Here is a 25,335-nt window from a genome sequence, read left to right as displayed (position 1 = left end):
CCTCTCCGATGGAAGCGGGGCGCCAGCGCCAGGGCCGGCTCTGGTCGAACCTGAAGGAGGTGTGCGACCTGCTGCATATCTCCAGCGCCTGCACCATCGCCGCCGACGAACTGCTGTTCCAGCACGTGCAATTCAAGACGGGCCAGCGCGTGCACACGATCGGCCAGCCGTTCGACACCCTGTACATCGTCAATTCAGGCTTCCTGAAAACCGTGCTTATCGATGAATTCGGCAATGAGCAGGTGCTCAGCTTTCCCATGAAGGGCGACATGCTGGGCGTCGACGGCATCCACTCGCGCCATTACTCCTCGGAAGCGGTGGCCCTGTCCGACTGCGACCTGATCCTGCTGCCGTTCAAGAAGCTGACGGCGCTGGGCAGAGTCCACCTGGAACTGGAAAACGTCATGTACGGCGTGATGAGCCGCGAACTGGTGCGCGAGCAAGCCATGATCGGCATGCTGGGCGCCCTCAGTGCCGAAGCCCGCGTGGCCCGCTTCCTCGTCTCGCTGGCCGACCGCTTTGCGCAGATGGGCTATTCGAGCAAGCTGTTCAACCTGCGCATGACGCGCCATGAAATCGGCAGCTATCTGGGCCTGACCCTGGAAACGGTGAGCCGCACCTTGTCCGCCTTCAATGAAATCGGCCTGATTACGGTTGACCAGCGCACCATCGGCATCAAGGATCCGGACGCCCTGAAAACCCTGCGCCGCCTGCCGCCGTCGCGCTCGCGCGCCAAGCAGCTGGCCGCCGCCAAGCTCAAGGCTGACACCACCGCCGCCGCCAGCGCTTCGGCGCAATTGCTGGCTACTATTTAGCGCCATCCCGATTTCCTCAAGCTTGGCACAGGCTTGACCCGGCCAAGGCGCACAACGCCTTGCCGGGTCTTTTTTGCCGCCCCCGTCTCCCGCGCCGCTCCTGCGGCCAGCTTTGCGCAGCACGATCATCCACGCTGCCATGTCACCATAAAAAAGCACGGATTCCGCACAAATAAGCCTTGCTTTTCGGGCCACATTCAACAATAATGCAAATACGAATCATTCTCAACTGAGATAAAGAAAGCCCAACATGCAAAGCTCAAAACCAGCCTTGATCCAGGATGCCGCTACCGCCCACGTCCGCCCTCCCGTCAGCATGGCCCAGCCGACGCGCCGCATCACCAGCGAAGCGCTGCTGCAGCAAGGTCGCGAAGTGGAGATTGAGCACAGCGGCAAGATCTATCGCCTGCGCGTCACCCAGTTGAACAAGCTGATCCTGACTGCCTGAAGCAGCACGGCAGCCAGTCACCACACTCGCCAGCCAGTCGCGCCCCGTGCGCGCAGCCAGCCAAACCACCGCACAGGAGTGTTTGATGGCGAACGACCGACCTTCCCCGATGTTTCCCTCCCCGCAAGGCCAACAGCCTGAATTGCTGCTGTCGGCCGTGCTGCACCTGATGTCGCACTACCATGCGGGCAGTCCCTGCGAGAAACTGGCCGGTGTCATCGAACGCCATCTGCAAGTACTGTCGAGTTCGCCCGGCCTGGGCCCCGTGCTGCAAGCGACGTGCCAGCAACTGTCGCAGCAATGGGCCGCCCTGGTGGCGCTGCACAAGCCCGCGCCGCCCAGGACCTCCTTGCTGGATCGCCTGGCACGCATGCTGAGCGCCAAGCGCCCTGCCTCGCCCCTGCCGCAATAATTTCTTTTCCATCCCCACCGTCCAACAGGATATCGCCATGTGTGACAAAGACCAGTCCCTGCCCGTCATCAGCAATTGTTCCAGCGGCGGGGCCGACACGGCCGCGCTCGCTTCGCGCCGCCGCCGGCTGTGGGAACTGTCGCATACCTGTCATTGCCCGTTGGTCGGCGTGGGTTTACCCTTGGGATACCTGCGCAAGCTGGTGGGCAAGATGACGGGCGGGCGCGTGCTGGCCGACGATTACGAAGTGCACGTGGGTGCCGTGACGGAATGCGGCGCGCGCAACCGACTGTCCGAAGCGCTGCAAAAGGAACTCGAACGCCGCTACGCTCCCGTGATCCTGCGCTTTCGCGGCGCCAAGACGACGGCGCAAGTGGCCGAACTGTGGCGCACGGCGGTCGCCAACGGCAACGTGTCGGGCGCTTTCTGGGCCGGACTGACGCACCCGCGCTGCGATGCCGAGCTGGAAGAGCAGATGTGCCGCGACCTGCACATGATCCAGCACCAGGCCGGCGCCTGCGTGCGCGCCGACATGGGCAAGTTTACGGCCTTGCAGGAAGAAAATGCACGCCTGACGCACGAACTGGCCAAGCTGCAACAACGCAGCCAGGCCGCACTGATGGAAAAGACGGGCGAGCTGGAACGCCAGGAAGCCGTGCTGCTGCGCACGCGTGCCGAGGCCATAGGCAAGGATAGCGTGATCGACGGCTTGCGCGCGGAACTGGCGCAATTGCAGGCGGCCATCCCGGCACTGGAATCGCGCACGCGTCTGGTCGAACGCCTGGCGCAAATGGATGAGCGCGAAAAGGAATTGCGCCAGCAAATCGTGGAATTGAAGCAGGCCCAGCCACGTCCAGGCGCGGTCGCGCCGCCGCCGGCGCCGAAGCTGGAAGTGCCGACGGGCGGCAAGCTGAAAATGCCGATCCGCCTCGTCGATCAAAGCGTCTTGTGCGTGGGCGGACGCAGCGGCAATGTCGCCACCTACCGCGCCCTGATCGAACGGGTCGGCGCGCAGTTTGCCCACCACGACGGCGGCCTGGAAGACAATGCCAACCTGCTCGACTCGAGCCTGGCGGCGGCCGACCTGGTGATTTGCCAGACGGGCTGCATCAGCCACAGCGCCTACTGGCGCGTCAAGGATTATTGCAAGCGCACGGGCAAGCGCTGCGTCTTCATCGACAACCCCAGCATTTCCAGCCTGGCACGGGGCTTGCAGGAAGTCAGTGGCGAGATGGAGCCAGCCGTGCTGGACGCCTCCGACTAAGCCAGGCCCAAGCTTAGGCCTGCAGCTGTTGCGCGATGGCCTCGCGCAACAGCGCATCATCGACCGTGGTGTCGGGCGCGAAACGCCCCACCACCTTGCCGTCCTTGCTGATCAAAAACTTCTCGAAATTCCACAGCACGTCGCTGGGCTGCTCCTGCGTGATGCCGTAGCCGGCCAGCTTGGCGCGGAAATCGCTGCCCGGCTTTTCCTGCGCCCGCGGCTGCTCCTGCACCAGGCGCTGGTACAGCGGATGCTGGCCAGGGCCCTTGACGACGATTTTTTCAAACATGGGAAATTGCACGCCAAACGTGCCACGGCAAAAGTCGGCGATCTCGGCATTGCTGCCCGGCTCCTGCGCGCCGAATTCATTGGCGGGAAAACCTGCCACCACCAGGCCCTCGGCCTGCTTGTCGGCGTAGAGTTTTTCCAGGCCTTCGTACTGCGGCGTCAAGCCGCAGGCGGAGGCGACATTGACCACCAGCACGACCTTGCCGCGATACGCGTCCAGGCTGGTGGGCTCGCCATTGATGCGGCGCAAGGGAATGTCGTAAATGCTGTCGCTCATGATGGTTCTCCCTGGATGAAACAATCATGATAGCCGTGTGCGCGCGAACGCGCTGGCGGCGTCAAAAACTCAGTAGACGTCGCGCCGGTAGCGCCCTTCGGCCGCCAGCGCGTCGAGCGCGGGCCGCCCCAGGATTTCCTGCAGGGCCAGGTCGACGCCGCCCGCCATGCCGGCCAGGCTGCCGCAAATGTAGATAGCCGCGCCCTGTTCCAGCCACAGTTTCACCTCGTCGGCATTGCCGCGCAGGCGGTCCTGCACGTAGGTTCGCTCTGCCTGATCGCGCGAAAACGCCAGGTCCAGGCGCGGCAGATCGCCACTGGCATGCCAGCGCTCAATTTCTTCGCGATAATGGAAATCGTGGGCCAGGTTGCGCTCGCCAAAGATCAGCCAGTTGCGCCGCTGCCCTGCCAGCACGCGGCTTTTCAAATGCCCGCGCAAGCCGGCGATGCCGCTGCCGTTGCCGATCAAAATCAATGGCCGCTGGGCATTGTCTTCCAGGCGGAAGCGTTTGTGCTGCCGCAAGCGCAGCTGCACCACGTCGCCCACTGCGGCTTGCGCCGTCAGCCAGCCCGAAGCCAGGCCCAGGCTGCCATCGGGATGCGCATGCTGGCGTACCAGCAAGTGCACGCCGCCATCGCGCGGGATCGAGGCGATCGAGTATTCGCGCGGCTGCGACGGGTCGGCAGGCGCCGTCACCTGCACCAGGTCGCCCGACTGCCAGTCAGGCAAGCTGCCCGCCACGGGCGCCAGTTCCACGTGATAAATGGCGCCGCCGGCGCTGCCAGGATTCAGCAACTGCCTTTGCGTCAGACGCCAGTCGCCAAAGGCGGGCGCGCTCCAGTCGGGCGCGTCGCTGGTGCCGGCCAGGTGGCTCAGGTGCTGGAACCATTGCTCGATGGCGGCACTGGCGCTGCGGTCGACTTCGATGCGCTGGAACAGGCGCGACGCACCCTGCGCGGCCAGCCAGGCGTCGAGCGCGCGGCCGAAGCCGCAGAACTGGCCATAGCTGCGGTCGCCCAGGGCCAGCACGGCGTAATGCAATTGCGGCAGCGCCAGCTCACCCGTCATCAGGCGGCCCATGAAGGCCGCCGCATTGTCGGGCGCATCGCCTTCGCCATACGTGCTGACCAGGAACAAGGCCCGTTCCGCTTGTTGCAGATCAAAGGCCGTGAGTTCGGCCAGCGCGCACAGGCGCACGGGGATGCCGGCCAGTTGCAGGCTCTGCGCCGTTTGCGTAGCCAGTTCCTCGGCATTGCCCGTCTGGCTCGCATACGCCACCAGCCAGGCGGGACTGTTTGCCAGCGCCGCCCTGGCGGCGTCGGACGCGCGGCGCTTGGCGCGCGCGCGCAGCCAGGGCGCCAGGCACACGCCCGCATAACTGAGGGACAGGGCGGCCAGCAAGGCCAGCCGCGTCGTATCGTGCGTAAAAATCATGGAATTAATCGTTCATTCGTCGAGCATGGCCAGCATGTGGCTGCTCAGCGTTTCATGGTAGCCATCGCCGTCGCGCTGCAGGAAGCGCGCGGCCAGGCCCTGCTCTTCGGCCAGCGCCATGCCGGCCTCGACACCCAGCACGGTCAGGGCCGTCGACCAGGCATCGGCCGCCATGCATTCGGCATGCACGACGGTGACGGAAGCGAGTTGATTGGCGATCGGCATGCCGCTGCGCGGATCGATGGTGTGTGAGAAACGCGCTGAGCCATCCTGGAAGAAACGCCGGTAGTCGCCCGACGTCGCCACGGACAGGCCATGCAGCGCCAGCAGCATTTCCGGCGGATGCTGTGCAGTATCGGCACTATCGGCAGCGCCATCGACCTGTTCCAGCATCACCCACCACGGCTGGCCGTCGGGCTTGCAGCCTGCGCCGCGCAGCTCGCCGCCCACTTCGACCAGGTAATGATGGATGCCCTGGCTCTCCAGGTAGCGAGCCAGGCGGTCCACGCCATAGCCCTTGGCCACGGCGGACAAATCGAGCTGCAAGCCGCCCGGCTGGCGCGCGCGGCGGGCCGGCAAATCGAGTTCCAGGCGGCGGCGCTGGCGCTGCGACAGCAGCAACGCCACGGTATCGTCTTTCGGCGGCAGGAAACCCGGCTCATCGTAGCGGTTGCGGGGGCCGAAGCCCCACAGGTTGACGAGGGCGCCGGCGCACGGGTCATACGCGCCGCCGGACGCTTGCGACACGTGCATGGCAAAGCCCAGCACCTCGCAAAACGCGGCAGGCAAGCTATGCCAGCTGCCGGGTTCGGCCCGGTTGAAGCGGCCCAGGTCGGACTCGTCGCTCCAATGGCTCATTTGCGCTACAACAAGATCCAGCTGCTGCTGCAAGCCCTGCTGCAAGTCGGCGCTGCCCGCGCGTCCCGGCATGGCGGACTCCAGCAGGCGCACCGACCAGCTGGTGCCCATCGACAAGCCGCGCAAGTCCCGGATCGCGGCGCCGGGCGGCGCGACCTGATCGGAAATATGCTGCGGCAGCAGGACCCGGCGCATCGGAAACCTTGTGAACAGGCCGCCGCTTACTGCGGCAGCACTTCCACGGTGGCCGCGTACGTCATGCGGCGCTCGGGCATCACCGGCGGCTGGCCGGCCACGGCCGGGGCGGCCGCTGGCCAGGTGCTGCTCAGGTAATACATGCCGGCAGCCGGCACGGTAAACGTGATCTCGCCCTTGGCATCCGTGCTCTGGCGGATTTCACCGAGCACGCCACGGTAGCGCACGCCGCCTGGCACCAAGCTGAAGGCCTGGTTCGCTGCCGGCTTGCCGTCGACCAGGAAGCGCCACGTGGCTTTCTCGCCCGCGCGCAAGTCGTTCGGATGCGTCACTGGCACGAATTCCAGGCCCACGCCGGTCGGCTTGAACACTTCCGTGCTGGTTTCGCCATTGCTGAAGAAGGTTTCCAGGCGCGCTGCCGTGCGCGTGATTTTCAAGTCTTTCGCGTCGGCCGGCACGTCTTTCTTGAAGGTTTCCTCGTTGCCACGGAAACGCTTCTGCTCGCCATTCACGGTGTAGCTGCCCATCACGTTTTGCGACACGATGGCCGCCTTGTACGTGCCCGGCTTTTCCATTTTCACATCGAAAACGCTGCGCAAGCGGCCCGTGACCGTGTTCGCCGGCGCCACTTTCGCGCCGTCCGGGCCGATCACTTGCAGCGCGTCCAGGCGCAGCGGCTGGTGGTCGATCTCGAACAGGCCGTCGGACACGGCGGCGTCCACCGTCACCCAGGCGTCCTTGCTTTCCACCATCGTGCTCGAAGGCACCATCCAACCGCGGTGGGCGTGGGCGTTCATGGCCAGGCCGGCCAGGGCCAGGGCGATCAGGGGTTTATTGAATTGCTTGAACATGGTGTGCGCCTTATGGTTTGAGTTGGACGACGACATTGCCGAGTTCTTCCTTGCCCTTGGCAGGCACGGACTGGGCCGACTTCAGCGGCCACTGGAACGGCACGCGCACCAGTTCGCGTCCACCCGCTTCGCGCGCCGCTTCCACCACCACCTGGTATTCGCCGGCGGGCAGCTTATCGAGCAAGGCCTTGGCACCTGGGAACGTCAGGGTGTGTTCACCCGGCGCACGCGTGGCGCCGCTGACGCCGTCAACCGGCATGGCCAGGTCGCGACCGCTCTTGCGCCACCACTGGCGCATGTCCTTCAGCCACTTCTCGCCCGCCTTGTCCTTCTTTTTCACGTCATACAGCACGGTCAGGTTGCCAACCACCTTCTGGTCCGCCGTTTCCAGCCACGCCGCCACGTAGGGACGGTGGTATTCCGCTACGTTCAGTTGCGGGATTTCAATCTTGAGGGCCAGGTCGGCCGCCATCGCCGACGTACCGATCAGGGGAAGGCCAAGCGCCAGGGAGTAGCGTAATTTCATGGTGTGCCTGTAAAAAGGAAAAATAAAAACGATCAATGGATAAACAACAAGGCGATCGCGCAAGGTATCAAGATACCAAGGCCAACCATCGGCCAGGTAAATGGCCGGTTGACCGCGTGGAATTTCAAAATCAACAAACCCGTCAGGCAAAACACGATGCAGGCGCCGGCAAAAATGTCGATGAACCAGCTCCAGGCCACGCCCGTGTTACGGCCCTTGTGGACATCGTTGAGCCAGGACACCCAGCCCCGGTCCGTCAATTCATATTCGGCGGCCCCGTCTTCCAGGCCGATGCGCACCCAGGCGTCGCCGCCCGCCTTGGGCAGCGGTAAATACACTTCGTCGATCGACCATTCGGCGGGACGGCCGCCCGCGTTGAGCGACCACTGCTGCTTGAGCCAGGCTTCGGCGGCGGCCGGCATCGGTGCGTTGGCGCCATCGTGCTTGGCGGCATAGGCGGCCAGTTGCGTGACGAGGGGTGCCGGCAATTCTGCCTTCTGCCGCGTGATGGACGGCTTGGCTTCGATCTGGCCGGCGTGGTTCAGGGTGATGCCGGTAATGGCGAACAGAAACATGCCCAGCAGGCAGAGCGCCGAGCTGATCCAGTGCCATTGATGCAAATTCTTCAGCCAGACGGCGCGGCTGGCGTTGTTCTTGGCCTTGTCTGCGGCGCCCGCATTACCCATCGAGCGCTCCCGGCAAGGAGCGGGCCAGGTGGCGCGACAAGTCAGTGTGCTTCATTCCCATCCTTCAATCAAAGTTCATGCCTAATTTTCAAACAAATGATAATGATTATCATTTATTAAGTCAATACATGGGGCGCCCCGTCGGGCCAGCGTTTTGTAACAGCTTTGAAACATGGCGCGAGGCAGGCAGGCCGACGCCACTACGTAAGCTGCCGTACAGAGCCGACTGCCGCGCCCGCCTATGCTCTTGTTCAGGACAACCATCAAGGGAGCACCCCATGCAAGCGTATTCCAGCGAACAACTGGCCAGCATCGCGGCCAAAATCAAGGACGTCAAATTCGGCATGCTGACCACCAGCGATGACATGCGCACCCTCACCAGCCGGCCGTTGACGCAGCAGCAGGTCGACAGCGATGGGCACATCTGGTTCTTTGTCTCGGATGAAGCCGCCTACACGCGCGATTTGCTGAACAATCCGCAAGTCAATGTCAGCTTTGTCGACACGGGCGACAGCCTGTATGTGTCCGTCTGCGGCCACGCGCAGCTGCTGAAGGACCGCGCCAAGGCGGAGGAATTGTGGAACCCGCTCGTAAAAGCCTGGTTCCCGGGCGGACTCGACGATCCGAAGCTGTCGCTGATCAAGGTGACGATCCAGTCGGCCGAGTACTGGGATAGCAGCGCCAGCAAGATGATGCAATTCTATGAGATGGCCAGGGCCGCCATTACGGGCGAGCCGCCGAAGGACCTGGGCGAACATGGACGGGTCGACCTGTAGCGGAGCCTTCCTGATTTACCCGCGCGCATGCGGGCCAGTCGGCGTGTGCGAACACGCCTGACGGCTGGCCTTGCGGGGATGATCAGACAGTCAGGAAGGAAAGTTCAGACGCCCGTACTGCCCGTGGTGTCTGGCGCATCGTCGGCGCTCTGCCGGCTCTGCCCGGAGGAACCGGACTGGTGATGGGGCAAGCGGTCGGCGCGCCGCACTTCGCCGATGGAAAACAGATCGTCGCCAATATCGAGGCCTTGCTCGCTATCGACCAGCACAAAGTTTTCGGCCGAGTCGGCCGTGCTTTGCTTGCTGCCCGCCGTAGAAGGCGTGCCGCCTTGGCTATTGCCCGGTTGCGGCGTATTCGAGTTGCCCATAATCTTCTCCCTGATCATCAATACAAGTTGACTGCGAGGCGATTGCACGGTGATTGCACCTTGCTGGCGCAGCTATTTCATCATAGTCCATGCCTGCTGCATTGCATCAAAATTTTCGGCGACCGGACAGATGCGACCATGGCCAACGGCGTACCTGCCGCAGGCCATGCTCACTTCCTACTGCTCATGACGACTTGCTACGACTTGTTGCGCGAACCCGAGGAACCCGAGCTGGAACCCGCACCGCCGCTTTGCTTGTTGCCACTGTCGCGGTTGCCATCCTGGTTCATGCTGGCATTGTCGCGCGTACCGCTGGAGCTGGTGGCGCTTTGCCGGCTGGCATCGTTCTTGTGGCTTTGGCTGCCTGCGCGGCGTGCCTCTTCCGACGTGAATTCATGCGCCGTGCCCTTTTCATGCGCAGCACGTCCGCCTTCGCTGGCGATTTCACGCTGCTGGGCGGGATCCATGGAAGCGAAACCCCGTTTGCTGGTATCGCTTTGCTTGTTGCCGCCGCTGCTACTGCTGCTGCTACTGGTTTTACTACCTTGCTGTTTATTGTCGCTCGATGTGGCCATGATGATCTCCTTAATCGATGGAATCAGAAACAATGCAAAAAACAATGCAAACCATGCAATTCTTCCCCCTCGCATGGCAAGGGAACCGTCATCTTAGTGCGCACATGGGGCACAAGAAATAGGAGGATGGCAAGAGCGCATGTAGGATGAGTCCCGCCCACGGTGGCGCAGTTACTTTCAGTTTTCCACCAAAAGTACCAGACACTCAGCAGTTAGCAGGCAGCGGGAAAATTGCCGCGTCCGCCGTCACATACACGCGCTCGCCAACGGCGGGCCGCACCGCATGGCCGCCCGTGAACGCGCCAAACGAAGGCAAGATGGCGCGCTGCTGGCCCAGCAGGAAACACGGCAGGCGCAAGCCTCCCCCATGTCGTCCCGTCCCTGCTGCGCGCAAGTGAAACACGGGATGCACGTGACCGGCCAGTACATAGCCGGGCGCGACGGTATCCGGGTGATGGCAGAACGACAGCTTGCCCACCTGGTGCGGTTCATCGACCATGCGTATCCCCAGCGCGGCGGCCGGATCGCCCGCATGCGCATCGTGGTTGCCGCGCACCACCGTCAGACGCACGTCCGGATGGCGCGCGCGCCAGGCCAGCATGGCGGCCACGGTGGCGGGCGCATGCGCGGCGCGCGCGTGCAAGAAATCGCCGAGAAAAACGATTTCCCCGCAGGCGTAACTGGCCAGCAAGGCGTCGAGCGCCAGCAGGTTTTGCGTCGTGGTGCCGCGCGGCACGGGCACGCCCAGTGCGCGGAACGCGGCCGCCTTGCCGAAATGAATGTCGGCGATGACCAGCATCTTGCGCGCGGGCCAATACACGGCCTTGTGCGCCAGCAGCCATAGCATCTCGCCGGCCAGCTCCACCACGCAGTGCGCTTGCTGCCGCCCGCTCATGCGGCCGCCTTTTCCAGCGCGCTGACCAGTCGCGCCACCCGGTCCGACAATTTTTCCGTCGTCAGCTGTTCGCGGAAGCGCTCGACCATCAGACCGAAGGCAAAGGGCGACGCCCGCGCCAACGGCTGCAGGGAAATGCGCCGTCCATGCAGCTCGCGCAAGGTGGCGCGCAAGCGCGTCAATTCCAGTTCCTGTTCCAGCACTTCGCGCTGCGCCTGCGTGAGCAGCAAATTGGCCGCATCGTGCTTGCGGAACACCTCGAAAAACAGCGAAGACGAAGCCTGCAACTGGCGCGCGCTTTTCGGCTGGCCCGGATAGCCCTGGAACACGAGGCCGGCGATGCGGGCAATTTCGCGGAAGCGCCGCTGCGACAATTCCGTCGCGTTCAGGCTGGCCAGCACGTCTTCCAGCAAGTTGTCCGTGCTGAACAGGGCAATACCGGCGCCGCTGGCGGCCGTCAACAGCGGCGCAAAATCGACATCGTCCGCGCCCAGCAATTCAAAGCCGTAATCGTTGACGGCGATCGACAAGGTTGCCGGCTGCACGCGCGCGATGCGGTACGCCAGCAGGGACGCCAGGCCCAGGTGCACGGAGCGGCCCGCAAACGGATACACGAACAGGTGGTGGCCTTCGCGGCTGGAGAGGGTTTCCAGCAAGAGGCTGGCACGCGTGGGCAGGCTGGACCATGCTTGCTGGATGGCCAGCAGCGGCGCCAGCGCGCGCATTTCCGGCCCGCTGGCCTTCCCATCTTGCGCCAACTGCAACTGGTCCAGCACGGCATGCGCCAGTTCCGACGACAGGGGCATCTTGCCACCCTGCCAGCGCGGCACGGCGCCGCGGCTGCCCGTGGCGCGCCGCACGTAGGCCGTCATTTCGTGCACGCGCACGAATTCCAGGATGCGCCCGCCAAACAAAAAATGGTCGCCCCGCTTCAGGCGCGAGATGAACGATTCCTCGATGCTGCCGAGCCGCCCGCCGCTCATGAACTTGACCTGGATCGCCGCTTCCGACACGATGGTGCCGATGCTCATGCGGTGGCGCCGCGCCAGCGCCACGTCCGGCACGCGGTACACGCCGTCCTCATCGGGCAGCACCCGCCGGTATTCCGGATACACGGTGAGGCTTTGCCCGCCGCGCGCGACGAAGTCGAGCGCCCATTGCCACTCGTCCAGAGTGAGGTCGCGGTAGGACCAGGCCGCGCGCACTTCCTTATACAATGGGCCCGACTGGAAACCGCCGCCCAGGGCGATCGTCACCAGGTGCTGCACCAGCACGTCGAGCGGCTTGTCCGGCACGGGCCGCGCTTCCAGCTGGCCCTGCGCCAGAGCGGCGCGGGCAGCGGCCGCTTCCAGCAATTCCAGGCTGTTGGTGGGCACCAGCGTGACGCGCGAGATGCGCCCCGGCGCGTGGCCGCTGCGCCCGGCCCGCTGCACCAGGCGCGCGATGCCTTTCGCGCTGCCCACCTGCAGCACGCGCTCGACGGGCAGGAAATCGACGCCCAGGTCCAGGCTGGACGTGCACACGACGGCTTTCAGCTCACCCGATTTCAAGTGCTGTTCGACCCACTCGCGCACTTCGCGGTCCAGCGAACCGTGGTGCAGGGCGATCAGTCCCGCCCAATCGGGGCGCGCATCGAGCAGATGCTGGTACCACAGCTCGGCCTGCGACCGCGTATTCGTAAACACCAGGGTGGTGGCGCTGCCCTCGATTTCGGCGATCAACGGTTGCAGCATCTGGATGCCCAGGTGGCCACCCCAGGGAAAGCGCGTAGGGTTGACGGGGATCAAACTGTCGACGAGGATGCGTTTTTTAATTTTCCCTTCCACCAGCACGCCGGCGTTTTCCTCGCCCAGCAAGACATCCTGCGCCTGCCGCAGATTGCCCAGGGTGGCCGACAGACCCCACGTCATCAATGCGTCATTCCAGCGGCGCAAGCGGGCCAACGCCAACTGCACCTGCACGCCGCGCTTGCTGCCCATCAATTCATGCCACTCGTCAACGATCACGGTTTCCAGCAGACTGAAACGTTCCCGGGCATCCGCCTGGCTCAGCATCAATGACAGGCTTTCCGGCGTGGTCACCAGCACCTCGGGCCAGGCTTTCGCCTGCCGCGCCCGCTGCGCGGCGCTGGTATCTCCGGTGCGCGCCTCGATGCGCCAGCCGGGAGCGAGGTCGGCGCTAGAGCCTTGCAGGGCGCGCACGGTGTCGGCCGCCAGCGCCCGCATGGGCGTGATCCACAACACGCGCAAGCCCTGTTTTTTACCTTTGCGCGCCAGCCGCTCGGCACGCAGCAAGGCGCCAAACCAGACGGCATACGTCTTGCCGGAACCCGTGCTGGCATGCAGCAGACCGGATTGCCCTTGGGCGGCGGTGCGCCAGACGGCGCGCTGGAACGGGAACACGGACCAGTCGCGTGCGGCAAACCACGCGTCGATGCGCTGCGCCAGCGCGCTTTTGCTCATGTGGCCTGGGCCAGCATGGCCTTCAGGGTGGCCAGCGTATCCGCCTCGGCGATGGCCTTGTCGTCACGCCGGCGCAGGATGCGGGGAAAGCGCACGGCGATGCCCGCCTTGTGGCGGCTGGACGCGGCGATGCCTTCGAAGCCGATTTCGAACACCATGGTCGGCTGCACGCTGCGCACGGGGCCGAATTTTTCTATCGTCGTCTTGCGGATGGCGGCGTCCACTTGCGCGATCTCGGCATCCGTCAAGCCCGAATACGCCTTGGCGAACGGCACCAGCTTGCGTTCCTCGCCACCTTCACCACCCTCCTCATCCCAGACGGCGAACGTGTAATCCGTGTACAGCGACGCGCGCCGGCCGTGGCCCGCCTGGGCGTAGATCAGCACGGCGTCGACGGCATACGGGTCGATCTTCCATTTCCACCACGTGCCCACGTCTTTCGTGCGGCCCACGCCATACGCGGCTGACACGGCCTTGAGCATCAAGCCTTCCACGCCGCGCGCCCGCGATTCGCTGCGGATGGCCGCCAGCGCATCCCAGCTTGCCGCCTCGATGCGCGGCGACAGACGCAGCGCGGGAGCATTTACCTGGGCCACCACGCTTTCCAGCAGCACGCGGCGTTCCAGCTGGGGCAGCTGGCGGACATCGACGCCATCCATTTCCAGCACATCGTAGGCCACCAGCACGGCGGGCAACCCGGCCAGCAGCTTGGGCGACACGCTCTTGCGGCCCATGCGTTGTTGCAAATCGGCAAATGGCGCCGGCACGTCGCCCGGCTGCCAGACGAGGATTTCCCCATCGAGCACGGTCCCCTCGGGCAAGGCCAGTTGCGCCAGTTCGGGAAAGCGCTCCGTGATCAATTCCTCGCCGCGCGACCACAGCCAGTTCACGCCCTCGCGGCGCAGCAGCTGGGCGCGCATGCCGTCGTATTTCCATTCGGCCAGCCAGCCGCCGATGTCACCGAGCGTCTCCGGCCCCGTCTGCAAGGGGTGCGCGAGGAAAAACGGATACGGCTGGCCGCCGCGCAGCGCATGTTCTCCCTCCGACTGCGCGGCGATCAGTTTGAGAAAGCCCGCGCCCGTGGGGCTGACCTTGCCATCCGTCCAGCCCATCAGGCGCTGGGCGATCAGCTTGCTATCGACGGCGGCGATGGAGGCCAGCGCGCGCGTCACCAGCAGTTTTGACACGCCCACGCGAAAGCCGCCGCCGATCAGTTTGATCAACAAAAAACGTTCGCGCGTTTCCAGCTCGTCCCAGTAGGCCAGCAAGTCGGCGCGGATGGTGTCGGGCGCCGCGCCGCGCAACGGTGCGATGCGCTGCTCGACCCACTCGGCCAGGCCGATGTCGCTGCGTCTGGCGGGCGCGGGCAGGATCAGGGCGATGGTTTCGGCCAGGTCGCCCACGGCGTGATAGGCCTCGTCGAACAGCCAGGCGTCCAGGCCCGCCCGCTCGGTCGCGTACTCGCGCAGCAACTTGGTGGGCACGGCCTGGCGCGGCTTGCCGCCGGCCAGGAAATACACGGCCCAGGCCGCATTCTCGGGCGAAGCGCCGCGAAAATAGGCTTGCAGGGCCGCCAGCTTGCGACTGGTGGACGTGGTTTCATCGAGTTCCGCGTACAGCCGGGCAAAGTCACGCATGGGACGCTGCCTCCTGCTGTGCAACTACGCTGTCTTCCGCCTCGTCGTCGCCATATTCCGTCTCGAAGCCGCCCGCCTGCCAGCCGTTCTGCTGCAGCCAGCGCACCATCACGGGAATCGAGCCATGCGTGACGATGATGCGTTCAGCCTGCGTGGCCTGGATGGCTTGCAGCAGGCCGGGCCAGTCGGCATGGTCGGACAGCACAAAACCCCGGTCCACGCCACGCCGCCGGCGCGCGCCGCGCAGCAGCATCCAGCCGCTGGCGAACGCATCGCTGTAGTCGCCGAAACGCTTCATCCACGGCGAGCCGGCGGCCGACGGCGGCGCGATCACCATCGCCGTCTTCAGGGCCGCCTTGTCCGTGACGTCGCCCACCATCACGGTGGCGGGCAAGGCCACGCCGGACTCGCGGTAGACCTGCGTCAAGGCCTGCGCCGCGCCATGACAGATAATGGGGCCGATGGTGGCGTCGAGTCCCGCCAGGATGCGCTGCGCCTTGCCGAAGGCATAGCAGAACAGCACGCTGGTGCGTCCCTCGGCCGCATTCCTGCGCCACCACTGATTGATGTCGTCAACAACGTCCTGCGGCGCCTGCCAGCGGTAGATGGGCAGGCCGAAGGTCGATTCCGTAATAAAAGTATCGCAGCGCACGGGCTCGAACGGTGCGCAGGTGGGGTCGGGCTGCAGCTTGTAGTCGCCGGACGCCACCCACACTTCGCCACCGTGCTGCATGCGCACCTGCGCCGAACCCAGCACATGGCCGGCCGGATGCAGCGACACGTGCACGCCGTGGTGTTCGATGCTGTCGCCATACGCGAGGCCCTGGATGGAAACGGCGCCCAGGCGCGCGCGCAGCACTTGCTCGCCGGCAGCGGCGCACAAATAATGCCGGTGCCCGACACGCGCATGGTCGGCGTGCGCGTGCGTGATGATGGCGCGCTCGACGGGGCGCCACGGGTCGATGTAGAACTGACCCGGTACACAATACAAGCCTTCCTTGCGCACCACCACCATGTCTGCCATGCCCTGCTCCCTGCGTTAAAAAAGCGCGTTGGAATGGGCTGATTCTAGCGCGCTTGCGCCAGATCACTGTTCGACAGCGCACCATGGCTTCATGCGGGCACGACGAATTCCGCCATGAAGGTACGCGTGGTGTCTTCCGGAAAGACAATGGTGACCTGGTCGCCCGCCACGGACAGCACGGTGCCAATCTGGTAGCGGGGCACGCGCACGCGGCTGCCGACGGCGATCTGGGGTACCGGCGCCGGCGCAGGTACTTGGCCAGGCGCTGGCGGCAACTCGACCAGGGTGATGGGTACGGCCAGCGCGGGCGGCGACTGGCAATTGTCGCAGCCGCAGCAGCGCTCGAAATCGCCGGCATCGCCAAAGTAATCGAGCAGCAGTTTCCAGCGGCACAGGCCACTTTGCGCATACGCCACCATCTGCTCGAGCGCCTGTTTGTCGCGCTCCTGCTTGTCGACATAGATTTGCGCCAGTTGCGCATACGGAGGCGCGGCGGCCGACGGCGCTGTCAAACGGTAGCCCAGCTTGCGATCCTGGCGCAACAGCTTGCCGTCTTTCAACAGTTTCAGGCATACCTTCAAGTGGCCATCGGAAAACTCGGGCAGGCTGGACGCCAGTGCAGCAAAAGCAAACGTGGCTGCCATCATTGCGCTACCGCAATGATGGCAGCCAGTTCACCTTCCGTGGGATAGTGCTTGGCCAGGAAAAACTGCTGCACCCGCTTGTCTTCCTGGAAATACAGCAAGGTGCAATCGGCGGGCAAGCCGTCACGCCCCGCCCGGCCCGATTCCTGGTAGTACGCTTCCAGGTTGGCAGGCACCTGCAAGTGGATGACGAAGCGCGTGTCGGGCTTGTCGATGCCCATGCCGAAGGCGTTGGTGGCCACCATGATGCGGCGTTCGCCATTCATGAACAAATCCTGGTTGTGCTTGCGCTCGCGCGCCGCCAGCTTGCCGTGGTAGCACGTGACGCTCTCGCCCAAGTCCCCCAGCCGCGCCGCCAGGTCCTCGACGGCCTTGACGGTGGCCGCATACACGATGCCCACGCCTGGTGTCTCGCGCAGCAGGCGCAAGGCGGTATCCTGTTTTTCTGCGGCATTCGTCACCTGGATCACGCGGTAGCGCAAATTGGCGCGGTAGATGCCGGTATTAATGACCTGCAGCTTGCGCGCTTCCAGCTGCGTGTCGATATCGTCTATCACTTCCCCGGTGGCCGTGGCCGTCAGCGCCAGCACGGGCGGACGGCCCAGCGCGCGCAAGGCAGCCGCGATGTCCAGGTAGGCGGGACGGAAGTCGTGGCCCCACTGGGAAATGCAATGGGCTTCATCGATGACGACCAGGCTGGGCGGCGCGCTGGCCAGCAGCGACAGGAACTCGGGCGTCGCCAGGCGTTCCGGCGTGCAAAAGATGATGAGCCTGCCGCCCTGGCCGATGCGGGCGATGGCCTCGTCCTCTTCCCCGCGCGACAGGCTGCTGTTGAGCTGCACGGCCGTGATGCCCAGTTCGTGCAGCTTTTCCAGCTGGTCTTTCATCAGCGAAATCAGCGGCGACACGACCAGAGTGGCACCCGGCAACAGGGCGGCAGGCAGTTGGTAGCACAGCGACTTGCCGCTGCCGGTGGGCATGATGGCCAGGGTGTCGCGCCCGGCCAGCACGCTGTCGATGACTTCCTGCTGGCCCGTGCGCAGCCGCGCCATGCCAAAGACCGTGCGCAGCAGGCGCTGGATGTGTCGACCAGACTTGTACACTGAAGCATGCATTATTGCCGTCCCGAAAGTAACACTGCCGGCGTCCCTGCGCCAAGGTGCAGTTACTTTACGGCCGGGCCTGGCGCACCGCCATAGGACGGGCGCCACAGCCGGCGTAGGACTTCAGGAAGTAAAGAGGATGGCCCAGAACAGCATCAGCAAGCCGGCAATCGACACGCACCACACGAGCGTACGCACGACGGGCACGCCGAACGCGTACAGCGGTAAATACAGCACGCGCGCGGCCAGGTACAGGGCGGCACCGTACAGGGTCAGCGCGCTTTCCTGCGCCGTCACGTGGGCGATCAGCACGGCGGTGGCGAACAGGGGCAGGGTTTCGAACAGGTTCGCCTGGGCCCGCCGCAAGCGGCCCGTGATCTTGCCGACGGGCGGCCCGTCGCCGTCGCGCGCGCTCACGTTATAGGCCGTGCCTGTCTCGCGCGTGCGAAACAGCGCGGGCAGCAGGATTTGCACCAGCGCCAGCACCAAAGTACAAGCCAGCATCGTCAGTTCAGGGGTCATGTCTTACCTCTGCGGGTGAGACAGGCAAGCCGTGCCGGCGCGTGCCCGTCAGGGTTGGTCGAGTGCCGCTTGCAACTCCATCAAATCATAGGGCTTGCGCAAGACGCTGGCGGAAAAGCCCAGCTCATCCATCGATTCCTTGCCATAGCCGGTGGAAAAGATGATGCGCATGTCCGGTTTCTCGCGCAGCACCATGCGCGCCAGCGCGATGCCGGACATGCCGGGCAGGCTGACATCCGTAAACAGGATATCGAAGTCTTGCTCGTTGAGCAATTCCCACGCCGCCTCGCCATCGGACACGCCGCTCACCGTGTGGCCCAGCATGCCCACCAGTTCGCATACCATCAGCTGGGAATCGAGATTGTCTTCCACCACGAGTATCTTCATGGATGTCGGCATGTCCCCCTGCGGTTCTGGCGCATGCCCCGTCAAGTCCAGCCCCGGCGTGCCGCCCCCCAACAGGCTGGCCGCCGTGCTGCCGCTTGCCAGCGTGCCGGCCACCGGCGCACCGGACCGTTCAAACTGGCGCGCACGCATTTGTTGCTGACGGTTGGCCAGCACATGGCGCAGCTTGCGCGCCAGCTCTTCGCGCCGGTATGGCTTGCTGAGCAATTCCACGCCCGCGTCGAGCCTGCCTTCGTGCACGATGACATCCTGTGCGTAGCCCGAAGTAAACAAGACGGCGATATCAGGCTGCAATTCGCGCGCCTGACGCGCCATCTCCGTGCTGCTGACGGGACCGGGCATGATCACGTCCGTAAACAGCAAGTCTATCTGCGCACCGCTGTGCAGCACGGCCAGCGCGCTTTCGCCATCCTCGGCCTTGAGCACCTGGTAACCGAGCGCACCGAGCATATCGACCACAGTGGTGCGCACGCCCACGTCATCTTCCACCACCAGCACGGTTTCCGTGCCGCCCGTGACGACGCCGCTCAATTCCAGTTCCTCGTCCGCTTCCGCCATCAGGGAACGGGGCAAATAGATTTTGACTCCCGTGCCCACGCCAGGTTCACTGTAGATGCGGATATGGCCGCGGCTTTGCGTGACAAAGCCGTACGCCATCGACAAGCCCAGGCCCGTGCCCGCGCCTTCCGGCTTGGTCGTGAAGAACGGCTCGAAGGCCCGCTGCAGCACGGGGCCGCTCATGCCACGGCCCGTATCGGTCACCGACAGCATCACGTACTGGCCGGCCGGCACGTCGACCAGGTTGTGCACATACTGTTCGTCGAGCACGACGTTGCCCAGCTCGATGGTCAGCTTGCCCACGCCATCCATGGCATCGCGCGCATTGATGGCCAGGTTGAGGATGACGTTCTCGATCTGGCTGCGGTCGACCAGGGTATTCCACAGTCCGCCGCCGCCCACCAGCACGATGTCGATCGCTTCACCCAGGGCGCGCCGCAGCAGCGCATCCATGTTGCGCACCACGCGCGCCAGGTCGGCCACCACGGGTTTCAAGGGCTGGCGCCGCGCAAACGCCAGCAAATGCGACGACAACTTGGCACCCCGCTCGACGGCGGCAATCGCCGTGTCCAGGCGCTGGCGCATCAAGCCATCCGTGCCCGCCAGATGATGCAACAAATGCAAATTACCGGAAATGATTTGCAGCACATTATTAAAATCGTGCGCGATCCCCCCTGTCAGTTGCCCCACGGCTTCCATCTTTTGCGCCTGGCGCAAGGCGTCTTCCGCCTTGGTGCGCTCGTTGACTTCCTGTTCGACCCGGTGTTCGAGCGTTTCGTTCAATTCATGCAGCGCTTTTTCCACGCGGCGCCGGTCCGTGATATCCGTCTTGACGGCGATCAAGGAACGCGTATGACCCTGCTCATCGACCAGGCGGCTGACATTGCTCGACACCCACACTTGCGAACCATCGGGTTTCAGGTAGCGCTTTTCCAGCGAGAACGACTCACCCGTTTCCACCAGGCGCTGGAACAGCACGCTGTTGCCAGGCACGTCCGCCGGATGCATGATGTCATTCATGTTCAGGCTCAGCAATTCTTCGGCGGAACGCCCCAGCATGCGGCACAGGGCGCCATTGACGCGCTGGAAACGGCCATCGAGGCCCAGCTCGGACAAACCCACCGAAGCCTGGCCGAAAATGGCGGCCATGCGCTCCTGGCTGGCGTTGAGTTCATCCTCGATCTGGCGCCGCTCCGTCACGTCGAACGACACGCCCACGTAGCGGCGCTGGCCCGGTACGCGGCCCGCCACCACCTCGCCCTGGCGCGCGATCCACCGCAGCGCGCCATCGGCGGGACGGCGGATGCGGTATTCCACGTATTCGAGGGGATTGGGCGTCAGGTCCAGCTTGCTCGGCCCGACCTTTTGCTGGTCGCGCGCATCGACCAGGCTCACCAGCAGGCGTTCCGTCACCTCCACCTCGTCGGCAATGCCCCACAAGCGGCGGAAGGTGGGCGATACCAGCATCGCGCCCGTCTCGGGAAACCATTCGAAGGTGCCAATGCCACCGGCCTGCTGGGCTAGGCGCAAACGCTCCTCGCCTTCCATGCGCTCGGTAACGTCGATGCCTTCGACGAGGATGCCCGTGACCACGCCCTCGTCATCCTTGATGGGTTGGTAGACGAAATCGATCTGGCGCTGGCCCGTCTGCCCATCCGCCGTCTGCAAATCCACTTTGACCTGGCGCCCCTCGTAAGGTTCGCCCGTGCGGTAGACCTGATCCAGCAGCGCGATGAAGCCTTGTTCCTTAACTTCGGGCAAGGCTACTTCGACTGTCTTGCCCAGCAGATCGCGGTGCCCTACCAGGCGCAGATAATGCTCATTCGCCAATTCGAACACGTGCCGCGGTCCGCGCAGCATGGCCATGAAGCTGGGCGCCTGCTGGAACAGGGCACGCAACAGCGCGCGTTCCTCGCCCAGGCGGCGGTTGGCCGCGCGCACGGCCTCGCTCTCGGCTTGCAAGGTGGTGTTGAGTTCGCCCAGTTCGGCCGTGGCCAGCTTCAGCTGACGCCCCTCCTCCATGCGCGCCGTCAATTCCAGCGCCGTGCACAGCACGCCATCCACCTGGCCGCCGGCGCCATGCACGGGAGCGTAATACAGGTCGAAACAGACATCCGCGCGCTGTCCGTCGCGCAACAGCGGCAGACAGCATTCGCGGTGCACCTGGGTCTCGCCGCGCAATCCCGCTTCGAGGATGCGCGCGTTCCAGTCCCAGATTTCGGGCCAGACGGCCGGCACCGTAGCGCCCAGCGCCGCCGGATGGCGCGCCCCGGCGATCTGGATGTAGTCGTCGTTGTAAATCATCACGTGCTGCGGCCCCCACATCAGCACCATCGCCATCGGCGAATTGAGGACGATGTCGACGCTGGTGCGCAAATTGGCCGGCCAGCCATCGAGGGCGCCCAGGCTGGTGGCGGACCAGTCGCGCTGGCGCACCAGCTCGCCCATGCGGCCGCCGCCGCGCGGCCAGGCTGGCGCGCTCATGTGGCCAGTCCCGCTTGCACGCGCACCTGGCACTGGCGCGGGATGCGCACGGTCGCCAGCGTGCCCTGCGTGGCCGTCGAACTGAGCTCGACCGTGCCGCCGTGGGCCTTGACGAACATATTCACCGTGTACAGGCCCAGCCCCAGACCCTGCCCCGTCCTGCGCTTTTCGCCTGCCTGCTGGAACGGCTCGAACAGGGTCGGCAGCAGGGCGGCGGGGATGACGCCGCGATTGGCGATGCGCAACTCAATGCTGTCCGCAGCACGCCCATCGAGGGCCAGCTGCACCGGCGTGCCCGCCTCGCCATGCGTGAGAGCATTGCATAACAGATTCGAGATGACTTGCGACAGCAAGCCCGCATCGCATTGCCCGCGCAGCTCGCCCACACTGCTGACTTCGACCCGCGGGACCTGGCCAGCCGTCTCGAATTCCTCGACGATGGCGCGCGCCAGTGCCAGGTAGTCGTGCGTGCTGCTGCGCAACTCCATCGTGCCGGAACGGATGCGCGCCAGGTCCAGCAACTGGTCGACCATGCGCGCCATGCGCTTGGCGCTGCTTTCGATGCGCTGCGCCGTGACGATCACCTTCGGGTGGTCGCTCATCATCGGCAACAGCATGGCACCGTTCATCACCACCGACAGGGGCGTGCGCAAGTCGTGGCCCAGCACGGCCGTGAACAGTTCATTCAGGTGCAGGGCATGCTTGAGCTCGTCGAGCTGAGCCGACAATTCGCGTTTCTGCTGGTACAACTGGACCAGCACGGCGACCTTGCTTTGCAAGGCCTTCACGTCGATGGGCTTGTACAAAAAATCGACGGCGCCCGCCTCGTAGCCACGGAAACTGTAGCTCGGTTCGCGCGACGCCGCCGTGAGGAAAATCAGGGGAATGCTGCGCGTGCGTTCGCTGCCGCGTATCAGCTCGGCCAGTTCAAAACCATCCATCTGCGGCATTTGCACGTCGATCAGGGCCACTGCGACCTCGTGCGTCAACAGCAATTCCAGCGCTTGCGCGCCCGAGCTTGCCTTCAGGATGACAATACCGGGCCGTGCCAGCACGGCTTCGGCGGCGACCAGGTTTTGCGCGATGTCGTCAACGACGAGAATATGGATAGGGGCGGTCACGGATCAGTCTTCAGGCATCGCAACGGCAAGATGCCATCGTGTTTCGATATGGACATAAACATTGTTTCAATTCTCACATATATTACACGCACTGCACTATTCCCATTCACTTGCGTTCGTCATCGCCGAGCAATGCCAGGCTGGCAGCCATCTGCGGCAAATCGAGCACGCGGTCGGCGCCGGCCCGCTTGAGCGCGGCGGCCGGCATGATGCCACAACTGGCCCGCTGCGGATCTTGCACCCAGGCACCGCCTCCCAGCTGCCGCACGCGCGCCAGGCCCGCCGCGCCATCGGCCGAGGCACCTGTCAGGATAATGGCCAGCATGGCGCGCCGGTAGGCGTACGCTGCTGTTTCCAGCAAGACATCGATGGACGGGCGCGAAAAATACACGGGTGCTTCCTGCGACAGGGAAAAACAGCCATCGGGTTCGACTTGCAGGTGGTAATCAGGTGGCGCGAAATACACGGTGCCACCCTGCAAGGGCTCCTTGTCCTGCGCTTCGCGCAAGGGCAACGCGCAGCGTGCCGCATACAGATGCGGCAACTGGCTCGAGCGGCCCGGCGCCAGGTGCAGCACCACCACCACGGCGGCGCGGCAGGTGGCGGGCAAGGCGCGCAGCACGATGCCCAGCGCTTCCACGCCGCCAGCCGAGGCGCCGATGGCGATCAGGCGCAGGCCGGCAGGCGGCGGCGCCACGTCGCAGGTCGGCAGCATGTCAGGCACGCTGGAAGATACGTTCAGCCGGGCTCAGCTCGTTGAAGCTGGCCGCATGGCGGCTGAAATGCAGGCTTTCCTTCATGCCCAGGCCCAGGAAGCCCCGGTTCACCAGCGCTTCGTGGAACAGGCCCAGGCTGCGGTCTTGCAAGTCTTTATTGAAGTAAATCATGACGTTACGGCAGGAAACCATATGCACCTCCGAAAACACGCTGTCCGTCGCCAGGCTGTGGTCGGCGAAGACGAACTGGCGCCGCAAGCGCCGCTCAAAGATGGCGCCCTTGTAGGCGGCCGTGTAATAGTCGGACAGCGAACGCTTGCCGCCCGCCAACTGGTAATTCTCGCTGAACTGGGCGATGCGCTCGACTGGATAGATGCCCGCTTCGGCGGCGGCCAGCGCTTCCACGTTGATATCCGTCGCGTAAATCATGCTGCGTTCAAGCAAGCCTTCCTCTTCCAGCAAGATGGCCAGCGACCACACCTCTTCGCCGCTGCTGCAGCCCGCCACCCAAATCTTGATGGAAGGATAGGTATGCAGGATGGGCACGACTTTTTCGCGCAAGGCGCGGAAATAGGCGGGATCGCGGAACATCTCGCTCACTTGCACCGTGAAAAACTGCAACATCTGCGCGAACATGGCTGGCTCGTGCAAGATGCGGTCCTGCAATTGCGACAGGCTGACGCAGCCGAAGCGCTCCATGGCCTGGCGCATGCGCCGGCGCAGCGACGCTACCGAATAATCACGGAAATCGTGCTGATATCTCAACAAGATTCCCTCAAGCAACAATTTCAGTTCTATATCGAAAATATCGTCCTCTAACAACATCCACCTCATCGGATACCTGACCATTGAACGCGGTGCAATACGCACCGCGTAGTCACTGCCAAATGCTAGCAGATCGTCGCCGATTATCCCGCAGGAAAAGCTTCAGTTAGGTACGCTGGCGTACACTCACGCGTCTTTTTTCAGGCATCCACGCCCTTCATGCCCTCCTCCGTATAGCGCGCCCCCGCCGCCATGCCCAAGGGAAAGGCCGCGTTCATCGCCGCCAGTTCGGCACCGTCCAGCCGCACGGTCAGCGCGCCGAGGTTGTCGTGCAGATACGCAATGCGCTTGGTGCCGGGGATGGGAATGACGTCGTCGCCTTGCGCCAGCAGCCAGGCCAGCGCCAGCTGGGCCGGCGTGCAGCCTTTTGCGCGCGCAATATCCCTGAGCTGCGCGACGATGGCCTGGTTGCGCGCCAGGTTATCGGTAGCGAAGCGGGGATTGAACTGGCGAAAGTCGCCCGCGTCGAGACTGGCCGCATCGGCAATGGCGCCCGTCAAAAATCCCCGGCCCAACGGGCTGTAGGCAAAGAAACTGGCGCCCACGTCGCGGCAGGCGGCCAGCACGCCCTGCTCCGGCTCGCGCGTCCACAGCGAGTATTCACTCTGTACGGCCTCCACGGGGCAGATCGCCGCCGCGCGCCGCAAGGTGGCGGCGCTCACTTCGCACAGACCGACGGCGCGGATCTTTCCCTCTTGCCGCAGTTGCGCCAGCGCGCCCATCGATTCTTCCAGTGGCGTCTCCAGGTTCAGGCGGTGCAGATAGAACAGGTCGATGCTCTCCACGCCCAGGCGCGTCAGCGACGCTTCGCACGCCTGGCGGATGGTGGCGGGGGAATTGTCGACGCGGCGCGCATAGCTGCCCGCCGCGCGCGCCAGACCGCACTTGGTGGCGACCAGGGCCTGACCGCGATGGCTGCTCAAAAAACGTCCCAGCAATTGCTCGTTGTGGCCAAAACCGTAGGCGTCGGCCGTGTCGAACAGGGTCACACCCGCCGCCAGGGCCGCTTCCAGGGTGGCCAAGGATTGCGCCTCGTCCGTGGCGCCATAAAATTCCGACATGCCCATGCAGCCCAGGCCCAGTGCCGAGCTGGTCAAGCCGCTATTGCCGATCCGTCGTTGTTGCATGTTGATCTCCCTCAATCGTTGATGTCAATGCGGCCAGTC

General features: G+C 64.4%; 25 protein-coding genes. 5 read left to right on the top strand and 20 right to left on the bottom strand.

What is annotated here, in order from left to right; translation table 11 throughout:
* Positions 1–8 precede the first annotated feature (8 nt).
* The 4 genes from SJI03_RS20990 to SJI03_RS20975 all read left to right on the top strand — a co-directional run bounded on the left by SJI03_RS20990 (position 9) and on the right by SJI03_RS20975 (position 2,939).
* Positions 9–815, top strand: a complete 807-nt coding sequence (locus tag SJI03_RS20990) for a Crp/Fnr family transcriptional regulator (protein WP_035821063.1) — start codon at positions 9–11, stop codon at positions 813–815.
* A 250-nt stretch (positions 816–1,065) separates the two neighbouring features.
* On the top strand, positions 1,066–1,263 hold the full coding sequence (gene hemP / locus SJI03_RS20985; protein ID WP_322428441.1) for a hemin uptake protein HemP: 198 nt from the start codon (positions 1,066–1,068) through the stop codon (positions 1,261–1,263).
* 85 nt (positions 1,264–1,348) lie between these two features.
* Positions 1,349–1,675: a hypothetical protein gene (locus SJI03_RS20980; protein ID WP_099379139.1), complete on the top strand. Its 327-nt coding sequence runs from the start codon at positions 1,349–1,351 to the stop codon at positions 1,673–1,675.
* 37 nt (positions 1,676–1,712) lie between these two features.
* Complete coding sequence (locus SJI03_RS20975; RefSeq protein ID WP_322428440.1) at positions 1,713–2,939, top strand: DUF2325 domain-containing protein; 1,227 nt, start codon at positions 1,713–1,715, stop codon at positions 2,937–2,939.
* Positions 2,940–2,952: 13 nt separating this feature from the next.
* On the opposite strand, the gene SJI03_RS20970 is transcribed toward SJI03_RS20975, so the two are convergent.
* From SJI03_RS20970 to SJI03_RS20945, 6 genes are all read right to left on the bottom strand, one after another.
* The gene (locus SJI03_RS20970) at positions 2,953–3,504 is read right to left on the bottom strand and encodes a glutathione peroxidase (RefSeq protein WP_099379137.1); all 552 of its coding nucleotides are present in this window, start codon (positions 3,502–3,504) and stop codon (positions 2,953–2,955) included.
* Positions 3,505–3,573: 69 nt separating this feature from the next.
* Positions 3,574–4,938: a sulfite reductase subunit alpha gene (locus SJI03_RS20965; RefSeq protein WP_322428439.1), complete on the bottom strand. Its 1,365-nt coding sequence runs from the start codon at positions 4,936–4,938 to the stop codon at positions 3,574–3,576.
* Between the two features lie 12 nt (positions 4,939–4,950).
* Positions 4,951–5,991 (bottom strand): FAD:protein FMN transferase, encoded by a 1,041-nt coding sequence (locus SJI03_RS20960; RefSeq protein WP_322428438.1) that lies wholly within the window; start codon positions 5,989–5,991, stop codon positions 4,951–4,953.
* 26 nt (positions 5,992–6,017) lie between these two features.
* Entirely contained in the window at positions 6,018–6,842 is an 825-nt protein-coding gene (locus SJI03_RS20955; RefSeq protein ID WP_322428437.1) for a DUF4198 domain-containing protein, read from the bottom strand.
* A gap of 10 nt (positions 6,843–6,852) precedes the next feature.
* Positions 6,853–7,368 (bottom strand): DUF2271 domain-containing protein, encoded by a 516-nt coding sequence (locus SJI03_RS20950; RefSeq protein WP_034783417.1) that lies wholly within the window; start codon positions 7,366–7,368, stop codon positions 6,853–6,855.
* Between the two features lie 32 nt (positions 7,369–7,400).
* Positions 7,401–8,054: a PepSY-associated TM helix domain-containing protein gene (locus tag SJI03_RS20945; protein ID WP_099379132.1), complete on the bottom strand. Its 654-nt coding sequence runs from the start codon at positions 8,052–8,054 to the stop codon at positions 7,401–7,403.
* 278 nt (positions 8,055–8,332) lie between these two features.
* On the opposite strand from SJI03_RS20945, the gene SJI03_RS20940 reads away from it, so the two are divergent.
* Positions 8,333–8,830 (top strand): pyridoxamine 5'-phosphate oxidase family protein, encoded by a 498-nt coding sequence (locus SJI03_RS20940; RefSeq protein ID WP_322428436.1) that lies wholly within the window; start codon positions 8,333–8,335, stop codon positions 8,828–8,830.
* Positions 8,831–8,934: 104 nt separating this feature from the next.
* Here SJI03_RS20940 and SJI03_RS20935 read toward each other — a convergent pair whose 3' ends face one another.
* From SJI03_RS20935 to SJI03_RS20870, 14 genes are all read right to left on the bottom strand, one after another.
* Positions 8,935–9,198 (bottom strand): hypothetical protein, encoded by a 264-nt coding sequence (locus tag SJI03_RS20935; protein WP_099379130.1) that lies wholly within the window; start codon positions 9,196–9,198, stop codon positions 8,935–8,937.
* A gap of 197 nt (positions 9,199–9,395) precedes the next feature.
* Positions 9,396–9,773, bottom strand: coding sequence for a KGG domain-containing protein (locus SJI03_RS20930; RefSeq protein ID WP_322428435.1), 378 nt, complete (start codon positions 9,771–9,773; stop codon positions 9,396–9,398).
* 205 nt (positions 9,774–9,978) lie between these two features.
* On the bottom strand, positions 9,979–10,668 hold the full coding sequence (pdeM, locus tag SJI03_RS20925) for a ligase-associated DNA damage response endonuclease PdeM (RefSeq protein WP_322428434.1): 690 nt from the start codon (positions 10,666–10,668) through the stop codon (positions 9,979–9,981).
* Positions 10,665–13,130, bottom strand: coding sequence for a ligase-associated DNA damage response DEXH box helicase (locus SJI03_RS20920; RefSeq protein ID WP_322428433.1), 2,466 nt, complete (start codon positions 13,128–13,130; stop codon positions 10,665–10,667). The genes pdeM and SJI03_RS20920 overlap by 4 nt, the downstream gene beginning before the upstream one ends.
* Positions 13,127–14,767, bottom strand: a complete 1,641-nt coding sequence (locus SJI03_RS20915) for an ATP-dependent DNA ligase (protein WP_322428432.1) — start codon at positions 14,765–14,767, stop codon at positions 13,127–13,129. Before SJI03_RS20915 ends, SJI03_RS20920 begins: the two co-directional genes overlap by 4 nt.
* Positions 14,760–15,791, bottom strand: coding sequence for a ligase-associated DNA damage response exonuclease (locus tag SJI03_RS20910; protein ID WP_322428431.1), 1,032 nt, complete (start codon positions 15,789–15,791; stop codon positions 14,760–14,762). The genes SJI03_RS20915 and SJI03_RS20910 overlap by 8 nt, the downstream gene beginning before the upstream one ends.
* An 89-nt stretch (positions 15,792–15,880) precedes the next feature.
* On the bottom strand, positions 15,881–16,438 hold the full coding sequence (locus tag SJI03_RS20905; protein ID WP_322428430.1) for a RecQ family zinc-binding domain-containing protein: 558 nt from the start codon (positions 16,436–16,438) through the stop codon (positions 15,881–15,883).
* Entirely contained in the window at positions 16,435–17,550 is a 1,116-nt protein-coding gene (locus SJI03_RS20900; protein WP_322428429.1) for an ATP-dependent DNA helicase RecQ, read from the bottom strand. Before SJI03_RS20900 ends, SJI03_RS20905 begins: the two co-directional genes overlap by 4 nt.
* 111 nt (positions 17,551–17,661) lie before the next feature.
* Positions 17,662–18,060: an MAPEG family protein gene (locus tag SJI03_RS20895; protein WP_322428428.1), complete on the bottom strand. Its 399-nt coding sequence runs from the start codon at positions 18,058–18,060 to the stop codon at positions 17,662–17,664.
* Positions 18,061–18,108: 48 nt separating this feature from the next.
* The gene (locus SJI03_RS20890; protein ID WP_322428427.1) at positions 18,109–21,507 is read right to left on the bottom strand and encodes a PAS domain S-box protein; all 3,399 of its coding nucleotides are present in this window, start codon (positions 21,505–21,507) and stop codon (positions 18,109–18,111) included.
* Positions 21,504–22,628 carry a hybrid sensor histidine kinase/response regulator gene (locus SJI03_RS20885; protein ID WP_099379122.1) on the bottom strand — a complete coding sequence of 375 codons (1,125 nt, stop codon included), beginning with the start codon at positions 22,626–22,628 and terminating at the stop codon, positions 21,504–21,506. The genes SJI03_RS20890 and SJI03_RS20885 overlap by 4 nt, the downstream gene beginning before the upstream one ends.
* A gap of 106 nt (positions 22,629–22,734) precedes the next feature.
* Positions 22,735–23,343 (bottom strand): chemotaxis protein CheB, encoded by a 609-nt coding sequence (locus SJI03_RS20880; RefSeq protein WP_322428426.1) that lies wholly within the window; start codon positions 23,341–23,343, stop codon positions 22,735–22,737.
* Position 23,344: 1 nt separating this feature from the next.
* A complete protein-coding gene (locus SJI03_RS20875) occupies positions 23,345–24,178 on the bottom strand; it encodes a CheR family methyltransferase (RefSeq protein ID WP_322428425.1) in 834 nt (277 codons plus the stop codon).
* A 131-nt stretch (positions 24,179–24,309) separates the two neighbouring features.
* Positions 24,310–25,296 (bottom strand): aldo/keto reductase, encoded by a 987-nt coding sequence (locus tag SJI03_RS20870; protein WP_322428424.1) that lies wholly within the window; start codon positions 25,294–25,296, stop codon positions 24,310–24,312.
* Positions 25,297–25,335: the final 39 nt, after the last annotated feature.

Origin of the sequence: Janthinobacterium sp. GMG1 (genome assembly GCF_034427795.1) — a bacterium.
Lineage (GTDB): Bacteria > Pseudomonadota > Gammaproteobacteria > Burkholderiales > Burkholderiaceae_D > Janthinobacterium.
Note: the sequence above shows the minus strand (reverse complement) of the source record. Positions and strands in the feature narration are given on the sequence as shown.

Coding starts and splice junctions, on each gene's coding strand:
- SJI03_RS20990 (WP_035821063.1), top strand. CDS start 9: ATGGAAGCGGGGCGCCAGCGCCAGGGCCGGCTCTGGTCGAACCTGAAG.
- hemP (WP_322428441.1), top strand. CDS start 1,066: ATGCAAAGCTCAAAACCAGCCTTGATCCAGGATGCCGCTACCGCCCAC.
- SJI03_RS20980 (WP_099379139.1), top strand. CDS start 1,349: ATGGCGAACGACCGACCTTCCCCGATGTTTCCCTCCCCGCAAGGCCAA.
- SJI03_RS20975 (WP_322428440.1), top strand. CDS start 1,713: ATGTGTGACAAAGACCAGTCCCTGCCCGTCATCAGCAATTGTTCCAGC.
- SJI03_RS20970 (WP_099379137.1), bottom strand. CDS start 3,504: ATGAGCGACAGCATTTACGACATTCCCTTGCGCCGCATCAATGGCGAG.
- SJI03_RS20965 (WP_322428439.1), bottom strand. CDS start 4,938: ATGATTTTTACGCACGATACGACGCGGCTGGCCTTGCTGGCCGCCCTG.
- SJI03_RS20960 (WP_322428438.1), bottom strand. CDS start 5,991: ATGCGCCGGGTCCTGCTGCCGCAGCATATTTCCGATCAGGTCGCGCCG.
- SJI03_RS20955 (WP_322428437.1), bottom strand. CDS start 6,842: ATGTTCAAGCAATTCAATAAACCCCTGATCGCCCTGGCCCTGGCCGGC.
- SJI03_RS20950 (WP_034783417.1), bottom strand. CDS start 7,368: ATGAAATTACGCTACTCCCTGGCGCTTGGCCTTCCCCTGATCGGTACG.
- SJI03_RS20945 (WP_099379132.1), bottom strand. CDS start 8,054: ATGGGTAATGCGGGCGCCGCAGACAAGGCCAAGAACAACGCCAGCCGC.
- SJI03_RS20940 (WP_322428436.1), top strand. CDS start 8,333: ATGCAAGCGTATTCCAGCGAACAACTGGCCAGCATCGCGGCCAAAATC.
- SJI03_RS20935 (WP_099379130.1), bottom strand. CDS start 9,198: ATGGGCAACTCGAATACGCCGCAACCGGGCAATAGCCAAGGCGGCACG.
- SJI03_RS20930 (WP_322428435.1), bottom strand. CDS start 9,773: ATGGCCACATCGAGCGACAATAAACAGCAAGGTAGTAAAACCAGTAGC.
- pdeM (WP_322428434.1), bottom strand. CDS start 10,668: ATGAGCGGGCGGCAGCAAGCGCACTGCGTGGTGGAGCTGGCCGGCGAG.
- SJI03_RS20920 (WP_322428433.1), bottom strand. CDS start 13,130: ATGAGCAAAAGCGCGCTGGCGCAGCGCATCGACGCGTGGTTTGCCGCA.
- SJI03_RS20915 (WP_322428432.1), bottom strand. CDS start 14,767: ATGCGTGACTTTGCCCGGCTGTACGCGGAACTCGATGAAACCACGTCC.
- SJI03_RS20910 (WP_322428431.1), bottom strand. CDS start 15,791: ATGGCAGACATGGTGGTGGTGCGCAAGGAAGGCTTGTATTGTGTACCG.
- SJI03_RS20905 (WP_322428430.1), bottom strand. CDS start 16,438: ATGATGGCAGCCACGTTTGCTTTTGCTGCACTGGCGTCCAGCCTGCCC.
- SJI03_RS20900 (WP_322428429.1), bottom strand. CDS start 17,550: ATGCATGCTTCAGTGTACAAGTCTGGTCGACACATCCAGCGCCTGCTG.
- SJI03_RS20895 (WP_322428428.1), bottom strand. CDS start 18,060: ATGACCCCTGAACTGACGATGCTGGCTTGTACTTTGGTGCTGGCGCTG.
- SJI03_RS20890 (WP_322428427.1), bottom strand. CDS start 21,507: ATGAGCGCGCCAGCCTGGCCGCGCGGCGGCGGCCGCATGGGCGAGCTG.
- SJI03_RS20880 (WP_322428426.1), bottom strand. CDS start 23,343: ATGCTGCCGACCTGCGACGTGGCGCCGCCGCCTGCCGGCCTGCGCCTG.
- SJI03_RS20875 (WP_322428425.1), bottom strand. CDS start 24,178: ATGAGGTGGATGTTGTTAGAGGACGATATTTTCGATATAGAACTGAAA.
- SJI03_RS20870 (WP_322428424.1), bottom strand. CDS start 25,296: ATGCAACAACGACGGATCGGCAATAGCGGCTTGACCAGCTCGGCACTG.